Consider the following 12,034-nt stretch of genomic DNA (forward strand, 5'->3'; position numbering starts at 1 on the left):
TGCGATGCCTGCGCCGAGCGACCGGCCCCAGTGGGAGCGCGACGGCGCGGATTGGCCCAATCGCGCCGCGAGCCGGTTCATCCGCGCCGGCGACCTGACCTGGCATGTGCAGGAGTTCGGGGCGCCGGAGGCCCCCGTCGTCCTGCTCCTGCACGGCACCGGCGCGGCCACCCATTCCTGGGCCAGCCTCGCGCCGCTGCTCGCCGAACACTTCCGGGTCGTGGCCCCGGACCTGCCGGGCCACGGCTTCACGGATCCGTTGCCCGCCGGGCGCCTGTCCCTGCCCGGCATGGCCGGAGCGATCCGCGACCTGCTGCGGACCCTCGACCTGTCGCCGGACCTCGTGGTCGGGCATTCCGCTGGCGCGGCGATCCTGGTGCGGCTCTGCCTCGACGGGCTCGCGCCCCGGCTGCTGGTGGCCCTGAACGGCGCCCTGACGCCGTTTCCCGGCCTCGCCTCGATGTTGTTTCCGGGGCTCGCCCGGATGCTGTTCCTGAACCCCGTCACCCCGAGGATCTTCGCCTGGACCGCCGACCGTCCGGCGGTGGAGCGCCTGATCCGCGGCACCGGCTCGCGCCTCGACGCCCGCGGCCTCGAACTCTACCGGCGCCTCTTCCGCTGCCCGGGCCACGTGGCCGGCGCCCTCGGCATGATGGCGAACTGGAACCTCGCCGCTCTCGACCGGGAGATCGGTCGGCTCGCGGTGCCGACGCTGCTGCTCGTCGGCGGCGACGACAAGGCGATCGCCCCCGAGACCGCCTTCGCCCTGAAGGACCGGCTGCCCGACGCCCGGGTCCGCCTCATCCGCAACCTCGGGCACCTCGCCCACGAGGAGGCGCCGGCGCGCGTCGCCGACGAGATCGTCGAGGCCTACCGGGAGCAGGTCGCCGTCCAACCGTCCGCCGGGACTTGACGCGGACGCAGCCCGGCCGCACCGACGGGCGAGAGGACGCCCGACTGGGGATGGTCCGATCTTGGATGTCCGACGACGGTGCCGGCTCGGCCCCCGTCCGGGAGGTTTCTGCCCATGGCGCTGACGCCCGTCACCCTCACCGGCCGGCACGTCGAACTCGTGCCGCTGGCGCACGACCACGCCGCGGCCCTGGCCGAGGCGGTGCAGGACGGCGAGCTCTGGCGCCTCTGGTACACGGCGATCCCCGCCCCGGAGACGATGGCGGCCGAGATCGAGCGCCGGCTCGGCCTGCGGGACCTCGGCACGATGCTGCCCTTCACCGTCCTCGACGGGCCCGGCGGGCGCCCCGTCGGGATGACCACCTACATGAACATCGACGCCGCCGGGCCGCGGGTGGAGATCGGCTCGACCTGGTACGCCGCGCGGGTCCAGCGCACCCATCTCAACACCGAGGCGAAGCGCCTGCTTCTGGGCTACGCCTTCGAGGCCCTCGGCTGCCTCGCCGTCGAGTTCCGCACCCATGTCCTGAACCAGGCGAGCCGGCGCGCCATCGAGCGCCTCGGGGCGCGCCTCGACGGCATCCTGCGCCACCACCAGCGCCTCGCGGACGGCTCCCTGAGGGACACCTGCGTCTACAGCATCGTCGCGCCGGACTGGCCCACCGTGCGGACCCACCTGACCTGGCAGCTCGCGAAGCCGCGCTAGCGTGGCCGCCACGAGCAGCGTGACCGCGACGACGAGTTCCTCGAACATGCGGGCTTGACGGAGCCCCGGTTCGGACGAGCGCCGAGATCGAGGTGGCTTCGCGCGCCGATGGTCCGCAAGACGGGTCCGCGCCGAAAGCGTCTCCGCCCGAACCGAGGGAAATGGTTGGGGTTGGTCGGCTGTGTCCCGTAGCCATCGCGCGCCCGATGTCCGATGACGGGGGACCGGCGCGGATCGTGCGCCGGCCGCTCCAGCCGTCCGGGCTCGCCCGCCCCCAGGCTTCTCACGGAAGGGGACCCGACGATGTCCGGAACCACGAGCCTCCTTGCGTTCGCGGCGGTCGCCCTCGGCATGGCGCTGACGCCCGGGCCGAACATGGTCTACCTGATCTCGCGCTCGATCTGCCAGGGCCCGCGGGCGGGCCTGATTTCGCTCGGCGGCGTCGCCCTCGGGTTCGTGGTCTACATGCTGTGCGCCGCCTTCGGTCTCACCGCCCTGGTCCTGGCGGTGCCGTTTGCCTACGACGCGATCCGCATCGTCGGCGGCCTCTACCTGCTCTGGCTCGCCTGGCAGGCGGTGCGGCCCGGGGGGCGCTCTCCCTTCGAAGTGAAGGCCCTGCCGCGGGACGGTCCCCGGAAGCTGTTCCTGATGGGCTTCCTGACGAACCTGCTCAACCCGAAGATCGCGGTGATGTACCTGTCGCTGCTGCCGCAGTTCATCGACCCGGCCCGGGGCAGCGTCTTCGCCCAGGCCCTCGGCCTCGGGGCGATCCAGATCGTCCTCAGCGTCGCGGTCAACGCCGCGATCGCGGTCTCGGCCGGGTCGATCGCCCTGTTCCTGACGCGCCGGCCCTCCTTCGCCGTGGTCCAGCGCTGGATCATGGGAACGGTCCTGGCCGGCCTCGCCGTCCGGATGATGACTGAGGCGCGGCGCTGACCCTTCGCCGGCTCCGGTGAGTTGCCGGACGGGTCGGGGCGGCGTGCCGGCGAGGCCGGCGCAGAATCGCGCTTGCGCCGGACGCCCTCCCGCGAATAGTGTCAGGCTATGTTGACACTCGCCGACTCGCCGAGCCTCGCGACGACCCGGTCTCCCCGCCCGCACGCGGTGGTGATCGGCAGCGGCTTCGGCGGGCTGGCGGCGGCGGTGCGTCTCGGCGCGCGCGGCTACCGGGTGACGGTGCTGGAGCGCCTGGACCAGCCCGGCGGCCGGGCCCGGGTCCACCGCCAGGACGGCTTCACCTTCGATGCCGGGCCGACCATCGTCACGGCGCCGTTCCTGTTCGAGGAACTCTGGAGTCTGTGCGGGCGGCGCATGGCCGACGACGTCACCCTGGCGCCGATGCTGCCCTTCTACCGTATCCGCTTCCCGGACGGCGCCACCTTCGACTACAGCGGCGACCCGGAGGCGATGCGGGCGGAGGTGGCGCGGTTCTCGCCCGAGGACGTTCCCGGCTACGAGCGCTTCATGGAGCGCAGCGCCGCGATCTGCCGAGTCGGGTTCGAGGAGCTCGGGCACGTCGCCTTCTCCTCGATCCGCGACATGCTGCGGATCACGCCGTCGCTGCTGCGGCTGGGCGGTCACCGCTCGGTCTACGACCTCGTGGCGCGCCACATCCGCGACGAGCGCCTGCGCACGATCTTCAGCTTCCATCCCCTGCTGATCGGCGGCTCGCCCTTCCGGGCCAGCGCCATCTACTGCCTGATCGCCCATCTGGAGCGCCGCTGGGGCGTGCATTTCGCCATGGGCGGCACCGGCCGCCTGGTCGACGGACTCGTCAAGCTGATCGAGGGGCAGGGCGGCACCCTGCGCTGCCGGGCCGACGTGGCCCGCATCGACGTCGCGGCCGGGGCGGCCACCGGCGTCACCCTCGCCGACGGCACCCGCATCGCCGCCGACATCGTCGTGTCGAACGCCGATTCCGCCGAGACCTACCTGTCGCTGCTCAGCGAGGAGGGCCGGTCCTGGAACCGGGCGAAGCTGAAGGCCTCGTCCTCCTCCATGGGCCTCTTCGTCTGGTACTTCGGCACCAACCGGCAGTTCCCCGACCTCGCCCACCACACCATCCTGATGGGGCCGCGCTATCGCGAACTGATCGAGGACATCTTCGTCCGGAAGGTGCTGGCGCCGGATTTCAGCCTGTACCTGCACCGCCCCACCGCCACCGATCCGCTCCTGGCGCCGCCGGGCTACGACGCGTTCTACGTGCTGGCGCCGGTGCCGAACCTCGCCGGTGGGCAGGACTGGTCGGTGCTCGCGGAGCCCTACCGCAAGGCCATCGCCGACAGCCTGGAGCGTTCGGTGATGCCGGGCCTCGCGGGTTCGATCGTGACCTCCCGCGTGACCACCCCCGCGGATTTCGCTGGCGACTTCCTCAGCTTTCGCGGCTCCGGCTTCGGCCTGGAACCCGTGCTGACGCAGTCGGCCTGGTTCCGGCCGCACAACGCCTCGTCGGCGTTCCGCAATCTCTACCTCGTCGGCGCGGGCACCCATCCGGGTGCCGGGCTTCCCGGCGTCCTGTCCTCGGCCAGGGTTCTCGACACGGTGGTGCCGGATGCGCGTCTCTTCGCCTGAAATCGTTCGGCCCGCCCGCCCGTTCTTCGACGCCGTCCGGCGCGAACCGGAGCGGCCGCCGCTCTGGGCGATACCCCATGCGGATGCCGCCGACCATGCCGCCTGCCGGGCCGCGATCCGGGACGGCTCGCGCAGCTTCTTTGCCGCCTCCGCCCTGCTGCCGGCCCGGGTCCGGCGGCCGGCCTACGGGCTCTACGCCTTCTGCCGCCTGTCCGACGACGCGGTGGACCATGCCCCGGCCCGCGACCGTCCGGCGGCCCTGGCGCGCCTCGCCACCCGCCTTGCTCGCATCTACGACAACGCCCCTTCCGATTCCCCCGCCGACCGGGCCATGGCCGACCTCGTGGCCGGCCACACGCTGCCCCAGGCCCTGCCCGCCGCCCTCATCGAGGGGCTGGCCTGGGACGCGCAGGGGCGGCGCTACGAGACCCTGTCCGACCTCACCGCCTATGCGGCCCGGGTCGCCGGCAGCGTCGGTGCGATGATGACCGTGCTGATGGGCGTGCGCGACGCCGCCGTGCTCGCCCGGGCCTGCGACCTCGGCGTCGCCATGCAGTTCACCAACATCGCCCGCGACGTCGGCGAGGATGCCCGGGCCGGGCGCCTCTACCTACCGCTCGCCTGGATGCGGGAGGCCGGCCTCGACCCGGACGCCTTCCTCGCCGATCCGGTCGCCGGCCCGGAACTGCGGGCGATCGTCGGTCGTCTGCTCGCCGTCGCCGACTCGCTCTACGCCCGGGCCGAGGCGGGCATCCCCGGGCTGCCCCCCGATTGCCGGCCCGCCATCCGCGCCGCCCGCCTGATCTACGCCGAGATCGGCCGCGACCTCGAGCGTGGCGGCCTCGACCCGGTCGCCACCCGCGCCCGCGTTCCCGGCCGGCGAAAGGCCGCCCTGATGGCCCGGGCCCTCCTGCCCCTGGCCGCCGCGCCGGGCCTGATCGAGCGAGACCTGGCCGAGCCGGCCCTGGCCGAGACCGCCTTCCTGGTGGAGGCCGTGGCCGCCCAGCCCGTGCCGGTGCCGACGGCCTGGTGGAACGTCCCCGCCCAGGCGGCCCGGGTCCTCGACCTCGTCGAGACCCTGCGCGCGCGCGAGGCCGCGCTGCCGGCCGGCCCATGACCGACCCGCTCTTCGCCGCCTTCGACATCGGTCTCGTCTTCGCGCTCGCCCTCGGGCTGGCAACCTGGCAACTCGTCGTCCTGAAGCGCGGCATCCGGCGCGACCGGGCGGCGGCCCAGCGCGCGGTGGCCGAGCGGGCGAAGGACCCGCCGGCCTGATCCGTTTCAGCGCGTCCGGCGCGGCATCCGGAACGGAAGCATCAGCCGGACCAGCGGGTGTCGGAAACGCGCGAGCGACAGGCTCTCGTGAACCGGGCGCACCGCCTCGCCGCGCAGGGTCGAACGCAGGTACGAGCGCGCGTAGAACGGCGTGTCCTCGAAGGTCCGCGCGACCTCGGCACGCGCGTCGTCGCTGCGCGTCTCGCGCGGCATGCGCCAGAACCGCGTCGGCGGCAGCGCGACACGCCGCGGCGGATCGATGTCCCGGGGCGTTCCGTCGGCGGCAAAGCACAGGGTGAGTTCCTGCCGGGTGCCGTCCGTCCGGTTCACGTCGTACAGGATCGCGGCCCCGTCGCGCAGGTCGGCACGGCACCAGGTCCAATCGCGAAATGCGGCCTCGAGAGACGTGTCGCCGTGGTTGGTGTCGAAGTAGGCGGTTCCGCGCCAGGCGATCCCGGGCTCCTCCAGCGCCACCTCCACCGGCGAGGAGGGCGCCATCGGCCACCAGCGGTGCTGGCCCCGCGCGTCGAGGGTGCGGGGGCCCGGCGTGAAGCCGCCCGGGCGCAGGCGCACCGTCCCCCGGACCCGCGAGGGGATCGGCGCCGTCACCTCGTCGAGGCGGATCGTCAGGGTTGTGCCGTCCCAGGACAGGCCGCTCGGACCGATCCGGATGTGGTCCGCATCCCGGTGGAGGCTCGCACGGCCCCGCTCGGTCATGCAGAAGCGGTTGGCCCGCTCCCCGTAGAGCACGACGTTGACGGCGCAGTGATCGAAGGGGTCGCGGGCGGGGTCCCAGGCGTAATAGGGCGAGAACACGCTGCCGATGAAGGCGATGATGGTCAGGCCCTGGCGGCCGTCCTCGCTCAGGGCATCGACGTACCACCAGACGTAGCCGTCGCGATCCACCCGCGTATCGAAGCGCGGGCGCCGCTCCGGTCCCGCAGCAGGCTGTCCGCCGCGATTCGCCCGGACTGCGCTGCCATCGGCACCCCCGGTCCCGGATGGACGCTCCCCCCCGCGAGGTAGAGGCCCGGAATCCGCGTGCGGGCCCCCGGGCGCTTGAACGAGGCCATCCAGCCGTGGGACGCCCGTCCGTAGAGGGCGCCCGCCGATCCCGGGAACAGGCGCGCGAATTCCGCCGGACCCGTCGTCACCGAATCCGCCGTCTCCGAGAGGGTCAATCCGCTCGCGCTCAGGCGCCGCCGCATCGTGGTCACGCATGTCTCGATCTCCGAGGGGCTGAAGGTCCGGGCCGGGGCATTGACGAGGCAGAGCAGGCGCTCGGGCCGACCCGACGGCGCGTTCGCGTCGGTGCGATCCTGCGCGCAGACGTAGACGGTGGGATCGTCCGGCAGATGCCCGGCACGGATGCGCGCGAACTCCGCGGCGGAGTCGCCCGAGAAGAACACCGTGTGCCGCGAGAGCGGAAAGCCTTCGGCGCGGGCCTGCGCGCAGAGCGTGACCGCCGAGAGCGACCGCTCGGAGGCCGGGACGGTCTCGGCCGCCCGGGCGGCGTCGCGTCCGAGCAGGCCGTCGGCCAGGGCCGCCACATCGGCATTGCTGATGACGGCATCCGCGGTCAGCCGCTCGCCGTCGTCGAGATCGACGCCGACGACGCGGCCGCCCTGCACGGCGATGCACCTCGCGGCCGTCCCGTAGCGGAATCCGGCGCCGCGCTCCGCCGCCAGATCGGCGACCGCGGCGGCAAGGCGGCTGAGGCCGCCGGCCACGTGCCAGACGCCTTGGCTCTCCACATGGGCCACCAGCATCAGGGTCGCGGGGGCCGCGAAGGGCGACGAGCCGCAATAGGTCGCGTAGCGGCCGAAGAGCTGGCGCAGACGCGGGTCTTCGAAGTAGTCGCCCAGCGCGCGCCACAGGGTCGTGAAGGGCTGGATTCGCCAGAGGTCGCCCAGTCCCGAGAGGCCGGCCCGGCGGGTCAGATCGATCGGGCTCGGGCGCTCGCCACGAATGAAGGGCCCCTCCAGGGTGGCGTAGACCTCGGCCGCCCGGGCGCGGAACCGGCGGTATCCGTCGCGCTCGCGCGCCCCGGCGAAGTTCGCGATGGCCGTCTCGGAGGCGTCCGGATCGGCGTGGAGGTCGAGCTGTTCGCCCGGTCCCCAGGCGTGGCGGGCCAGGATCGCGGCCGGCTCCAGCCCGACATGGGCGGCGAGATCCGCACCGCATTCGGCAAAGATCTCCTCGAAGACCCAGCGCATCGTGAACACGGTAGGACCGGCATCGACCGCCGCCTCGCCCACCGGCACGCGTCGCATCTTGCCGCCCGGCCGCTGCGCTCGCTCCAGCACCGTCACGTCGAGGCCCGCATGGGCGAGCCGCAGGGCCGCCACCAGGCCTCCGATCCCCGAGCCGATGATGACGATCTTCACGTGGTTCCCTCCCGTCAAGTAAATCTGACTTGACGACTGTCAACAAATACTGACACTTTTGATGTCCAAGAACAAGCGGCATGGGAGTTACGGCCAATGGACGCCAACCGTCGCATCGAGCAGGCCCTCGACGCTGCCGTTTCCCACCTGGAAGCACCCGGAGCGCCGCCACGACTCGCGGAGTCGATCCGCTACGCCGTCTTTCCCGGCGGACACCGGATCCGCCCCCGCCTGTGCCTGTCGGTGGCGCGCGCCTGCGGTGACGACGATCCGGCAGCCTCGGACGCGGCTGCCGCCGCCATCGAACTTCTGCACTGTGCCTCCCTGGTCCACGACGATCTGCCGTGCTTCGACGACGCGCCCCTTCGGCGCGGCCAGCCGTCCGTCCATGCGGCCTTCGGCGAGCCCCTGGCGGTGCTGACGGGCGACGCCCTCATCGTGTCCGCCTTCGAGACGCTGGCGCGCGGCGCGGCCCGGAACCCGAAGCGGCTCGCCGCCCTGGTCGGCCTCGTTGCCCGGGCGGCCGGTTCGCCCTCCGGGATCGCCGCCGGCCAGGCCTGGGAGTCCGAGCCGACCGTGGCGTTGACCGAGTATCAACAGGCCAAGACCGGGGCCCTTTTCGCCGCCGCGACGGTCACGGGGGCCGCCGCGGCGGGCGTACCGTCGCTCCCGTGGCGTCTCCTCGGCGAATGCCTGGGCGAGGCCTACCAGGTGGCCGACGATCTGCGCGACGTCGCCTGCCGTCAGGAAGAGGTCGGCAAGCCCGTCGGCCGCGACTCGACGCTCGGTCGCCCGAACGCCGCCGCGCTCCTCGGGATGAGCGGGGCGCTCACGCGCCTGAAGCGTCTGGTGCGCGAGGCGATCGAGGTGATTCCCGATTGCCCGGGCGCCGAGACGCTGCGCGCCGAGATCGAGGCGCAGACGCGGCTCTTCCTGCCGGCGAGCCTGGCACGGGAGTTGGCGTAAGGTGGCGCGCGGCGCCACCCTCGATCCACCGGCCCGGGCCGGCGCCGGTGGCCTTCAAGCGCGCTGGTACGCGTTACGGGCCCGCCTCGTCGCCGATCCGCGATTCCAGCGCTGGGCGGCCGGCTTTCCCCTGACGCGGCGGATCGCCCGGGCGCGGACGCGCGCCCTGTTCGATCTCTGCGCGGGCTTCACCTATTCGCAGACCCTGTTCGCCTGCGTTCGACTCGATCTCTTCGGCATGCTGTCGGAGGGCCCTGTGCCGGAAGCGGCGCTCGCCCACCGGATGGGGCTCGCGCCCGAGGCCGGGACGCGTCTCCTCAAGGCCGCGGCCTCCCTCGGGTTGATCCGCCGGCTGCCGGACGGCCACTGCCTCCTGGCCGATCTCGGCGCCGCCCTGGTGGGGAACCCCGCGATCGGCCGGATGATCGAGCACCACGCGCTGCTCTACGAGGACCTGCGCGACCCCGTGGCCCTGCTGAGGGGCGAGGCGGGACCGACCCGTCTCGCCGGGTACTGGCCCTATGCGTCCGGAGACGGGCCCGATCTGCAGGGCGACGCGGTTGCGTCCTACAGCGGGCTGATGTCGGCCTCCCAGGCGCTGATCGCGGAGGATCTCCTCGAGGCCTACCCGATGCGGCGCCACCGCTGCCTCATGGATGTCGGCGGCGGCGAGGGCGCCTTCCTGACGGCGGCCGGCCGCGTCGCGCCGGACCTTCAGCTCAGGCTCTTCGACCTGCCGGCGGTGGCCGATCGCGCCGAGGAGCGCATGATGCGCGCCGGGCTCGCGGGCCGCTTCGAGGCCTTCGGCGGCAGCTTCCGGACGGACCCGCTCCCGCCCGGTGCCGACGCGATCACCCTGGTGCGGGTGGTGCACGATCACGACGACGCAACCGTCCGCATCCTGCTCGCGGCGGTACGCGAAGCGCTTCCCCCCGGCGGGCGTCTCATCCTCGCCGAGCCCATGAGTGGCACGCCCGGCGGCGAGCCCATCACGGACGCCTATTTCGGCCTCTACCTTCTCGCGATGGGCAGCGGGCAGTGCCGCTCCGCGCGGGAACTCAGGGCGCTTCTCTCCGAAGCAGGCTTCCGGCGCACCGTCGAGGTCGCAACGCGCCGTCCTCTGCTGACGCGCCTGTTGGTGTCAACGCGATAAGCCATGTGCGGGGTAAGTTTTTCTTGACGTTTTAAAGTGTCTATCTAGGATGACATAAGGGTTCGGGATCGAACGAACCGAGTCGATGGATGGGGGGAGGGCAGGCGCGATGCAGACAGATGCCGTCGTCCTCCGCGATCCCGGTCGGATCAGCCTGGAATGCCTGGCTCTCGATGCTCCCACGGCGGCCGATGCCGTCGTGGCGATCCGCTGGAGCGGCATCAGCACCGGAACCGAGCGCCTGCTCTGGTCGGGCCGGATGCCGTCGTTTCCCGGCATGGGCTACCCGCTGGTGCCCGGCTACGAGTCCGTGGGCGAGGTCGTCGAGGCCGGGGTCGCGAGCGGCGTCCGGGTCGGGCAGACGGTGTTCGTTCCCGGCGCGCGATGCTTCGGTCCGGTCCGCGGATTGTTCGGCGGGGCCGCGTCCCACCTCGTCAGCGCCGGCGAGCGCCTCGTGCCCATCGACGGCGCGTGGGGCGAGCGCGGAACCCTGATCGCCTTGGCCGCCACCGCGCGGCACGCCCTGGCGGGGATCGACCTGTGCCAGCCGCTCCTCGTCATCGGCCACGGCGTCCTCGGCCGCCTCGTCGCGCGGATCGCCCAGGCCCTCGGGGGGACGCCGCAGGTTTGGGAGACCAACCCGGTGCGGCGCGCGAGCGAGGGTCCCTATCCCGTCCTCGCTCCGGACGACGATGCGCGGCGCGACTACGCCACGATCCTCGATGTCAGCGGCGATTCCACGATCCTCGATACGGGGATCGCGCGCCTCGCGCCCGGTGGCGAGGTCGTTCTCGCCGGGTTCTACGAAGACCGCCTCGGCTTCGCCTTCGCGCCGGCCTTTCTCCGGGAAGCCCGGATCCGCGTCGCCGCCCAGTGGCGGCCGGAGGATCTCGCCGCGACCCTCGCGCTCATCGCCGAGGAGCGCCTCTGCCTCGACGACCTCGTCACCCATCGGCGTCCGGCCGCGGACGCACCGGACGCCTATCGCACGGCCTTCGGCGACGCCGGATGCCTGAAGATGATCCTGGATTGGAGAGCCGCATGAACATCCAGCTGAAGGCCACGCAGCTGAACGGCGGCGCCCTGACGGCTTCCGAGACCCTTCGCGCCGAGGCCGGCATCGAGCCGGATCCCGTGCCGGTGGCCGCCTCCAAGGAGACGCAGATCATCGCGATCTACGGCAAGGGCGGCATCGGCAAGTCGTTCACCCTCGCCAATCTCAGCTACATGATGGCCCAGCAGGGCAAGAAGGTTCTGCTGATCGGCTGCGACCCGAAGAGCGACACGACCTCGCTGCTGTTCGGCGGACGCGCCTGCCCGACGATCATCGAGACGTCGACCAAGAAGAAGCTTGCCGGCGAGCAGGTCGCGATCGGCGACGTCTGCTTCAAGCGCGACGGCGTCTACGCCATGGAGCTCGGCGGTCCCGAGGTCGGGCGAGGCTGCGGCGGGCGCGGCATCATCCACGGCTTCGAATTGCTGGAGAAGCTCGGCTTCCACGAATGGGGCTTCGACTACGTCCTTCTCGACTTTCTCGGAGACGTGGTCTGCGGCGGCTTCGGCCTGCCGATCGCCCGCGACATGTGCCAGAAGGTCATCGTCGTCGGCTCGAACGATCTCCAGTCGCTCTACGTCGCCAACAACGTCTGCTCGGCAGTGGAATACTTCCGCAAGCTCGGCGGCAACGTCGGTGTCGGAGGCCTCGTCATCAACAAGGACGACGGCACCGGCGAGGCGCAGGCCTTCGCGGCCGCCGTCGGCATCCCGGTCCTGGCCTCGATCCCGGCCGACGACGACATCCGCAGGAAGAGCGCGAACTACGAGATCATCGGACGGCCCGAGAGCCCCTGGGGCTCCCTGTTCTCCGATCTCGCCCGAAACGTCCACGCGGCGGCGCCGAACCATCCGACGCCCCTCAGCCAGGATGGGCTCCTCGGCCTGTTCAAGGGCGAGGCCGTCGGCCGGGGCGTCACCCTGGTGCCCGCCACCTTCGCGGACATGTGCGGCACGACGCAGGTCGTGAAGCCGTCCCTCGAAGTCGTCTACGACGAGGTCTGACGCATC

Annotated in this window: 12 protein-coding genes; 10 read left to right on the plus strand and 2 right to left on the minus strand. The window is 72.3% G+C overall.

Features of this window, described 5'->3' with window-relative positions:
• Nucleotides 1-4 precede the first annotated feature (4 nt).
• The 6 genes from bchO (at nt 5) to ASG63_RS25440 (ending at nt 5,464) form a co-directional block, all read left to right on the plus strand.
• Nucleotides 5-913 (plus strand): alpha/beta fold hydrolase BchO, encoded by a 909-nt coding sequence (gene bchO / locus ASG63_RS17460; RefSeq protein WP_056219125.1) that lies wholly within the window; start codon nt 5-7, stop codon nt 911-913.
• Nucleotides 914-1,027: 114 nt separating this feature from the next.
• Entirely contained in the window at nt 1,028-1,618 is a 591-nt protein-coding gene (locus ASG63_RS17465) for a GNAT family N-acetyltransferase (protein WP_056219128.1), read from the plus strand.
• A 303-nt stretch (nt 1,619-1,921) separates the two neighbouring features.
• Nucleotides 1,922-2,554, plus strand: a complete 633-nt coding sequence (locus ASG63_RS17470) for a LysE family translocator (protein WP_056219133.1) — start codon at nt 1,922-1,924, stop codon at nt 2,552-2,554.
• A 108-nt stretch (nt 2,555-2,662) separates the two neighbouring features.
• On the plus strand, nt 2,663-4,189 hold the full coding sequence (locus tag ASG63_RS17475; protein ID WP_056219137.1) for a phytoene desaturase: 1,527 nt from the start codon (nt 2,663-2,665) through the stop codon (nt 4,187-4,189).
• Entirely contained in the window at nt 4,170-5,306 is a 1,137-nt protein-coding gene (locus tag ASG63_RS17480) for a phytoene/squalene synthase family protein (protein ID WP_056219140.1), read from the plus strand. The genes ASG63_RS17475 and ASG63_RS17480 overlap by 20 nt, the downstream gene beginning before the upstream one ends.
• A complete protein-coding gene (locus ASG63_RS25440; protein WP_156394230.1) occupies nt 5,303-5,464 on the plus strand; it encodes a hypothetical protein in 162 nt (53 codons plus the stop codon). The genes ASG63_RS17480 and ASG63_RS25440 overlap by 4 nt, the downstream gene beginning before the upstream one ends.
• Before the next feature lie 6 nt (nt 5,465-5,470).
• On the opposite strand, the gene ASG63_RS17485 is transcribed toward ASG63_RS25440, so the two are convergent.
• Both ASG63_RS17485 and crtD read right to left on the minus strand, forming a co-directional pair.
• Entirely contained in the window at nt 5,471-6,370 is a 900-nt protein-coding gene (locus ASG63_RS17485; protein WP_200941372.1) for a carotenoid 1,2-hydratase, read from the minus strand.
• Entirely contained in the window at nt 6,328-7,851 is a 1,524-nt protein-coding gene (gene crtD, locus ASG63_RS17490; protein ID WP_244479947.1) for a 1-hydroxycarotenoid 3,4-desaturase CrtD, read from the minus strand. The genes ASG63_RS17485 and crtD overlap by 43 nt, the downstream gene beginning before the upstream one ends.
• A 96-nt stretch (nt 7,852-7,947) precedes the next feature.
• Between crtD and ASG63_RS17495 the strand changes: the two genes are divergently transcribed.
• The 4 genes from ASG63_RS17495 to ASG63_RS17510 all read left to right on the plus strand — a co-directional run bounded on the left by ASG63_RS17495 (nt 7,948) and on the right by ASG63_RS17510 (nt 12,028).
• A complete protein-coding gene (locus ASG63_RS17495) occupies nt 7,948-8,817 on the plus strand; it encodes a polyprenyl synthetase family protein (RefSeq protein ID WP_056219143.1) in 870 nt (289 codons plus the stop codon).
• A gap of 1 nt (nt 8,818) precedes the next feature.
• Nucleotides 8,819-9,970: a methyltransferase gene (locus tag ASG63_RS17500; protein WP_056219146.1), complete on the plus strand. Its 1,152-nt coding sequence runs from the start codon at nt 8,819-8,821 to the stop codon at nt 9,968-9,970.
• A 109-nt stretch (nt 9,971-10,079) separates the two neighbouring features.
• Nucleotides 10,080-11,015, plus strand: coding sequence for a chlorophyll synthesis pathway protein BchC (bchC, locus tag ASG63_RS17505; protein WP_056219150.1), 936 nt, complete (start codon nt 10,080-10,082; stop codon nt 11,013-11,015).
• The gene (locus tag ASG63_RS17510; RefSeq protein WP_056219154.1) at nt 11,012-12,028 is read left to right on the plus strand and encodes a chlorophyllide a reductase iron protein subunit X; all 1,017 of its coding nucleotides are present in this window, start codon (nt 11,012-11,014) and stop codon (nt 12,026-12,028) included. Before bchC ends, ASG63_RS17510 begins: the two co-directional genes overlap by 4 nt.
• Nucleotides 12,029-12,034 lie beyond the last annotated feature (6 nt).

The sequence above is a fragment of the Methylobacterium sp. Leaf94 genome, from assembly GCF_001426045.1.
In the GTDB taxonomy this organism is placed as follows: domain Bacteria; phylum Pseudomonadota; class Alphaproteobacteria; order Rhizobiales; family Beijerinckiaceae; genus Methylobacterium.

What these genes read in the sequence shown, in the direction of transcription:
- bchO (WP_056219125.1), top strand. Translation starts at nt 5, where the DNA reads ATGCCTGCGCCGAGCGACCGGCCCCAGTGGGAGCGCGACGGCGCGGAT.
- ASG63_RS17465 (WP_056219128.1), top strand. Translation starts at nt 1,028, where the DNA reads ATGGCGCTGACGCCCGTCACCCTCACCGGCCGGCACGTCGAACTCGTG.
- ASG63_RS17470 (WP_056219133.1), top strand. Translation starts at nt 1,922, where the DNA reads ATGTCCGGAACCACGAGCCTCCTTGCGTTCGCGGCGGTCGCCCTCGGC.
- ASG63_RS17475 (WP_056219137.1), top strand. Translation starts at nt 2,663, where the DNA reads ATGTTGACACTCGCCGACTCGCCGAGCCTCGCGACGACCCGGTCTCCC.
- ASG63_RS17480 (WP_056219140.1), top strand. Translation starts at nt 4,170, where the DNA reads ATGCGCGTCTCTTCGCCTGAAATCGTTCGGCCCGCCCGCCCGTTCTTC.
- ASG63_RS25440 (WP_156394230.1), top strand. Translation starts at nt 5,303, where the DNA reads ATGACCGACCCGCTCTTCGCCGCCTTCGACATCGGTCTCGTCTTCGCG.
- ASG63_RS17495 (WP_056219143.1), top strand. Translation starts at nt 7,948, where the DNA reads ATGGACGCCAACCGTCGCATCGAGCAGGCCCTCGACGCTGCCGTTTCC.
- bchC (WP_056219150.1), top strand. Translation starts at nt 10,080, where the DNA reads ATGCAGACAGATGCCGTCGTCCTCCGCGATCCCGGTCGGATCAGCCTG.
- ASG63_RS17510 (WP_056219154.1), top strand. Translation starts at nt 11,012, where the DNA reads ATGAACATCCAGCTGAAGGCCACGCAGCTGAACGGCGGCGCCCTGACG.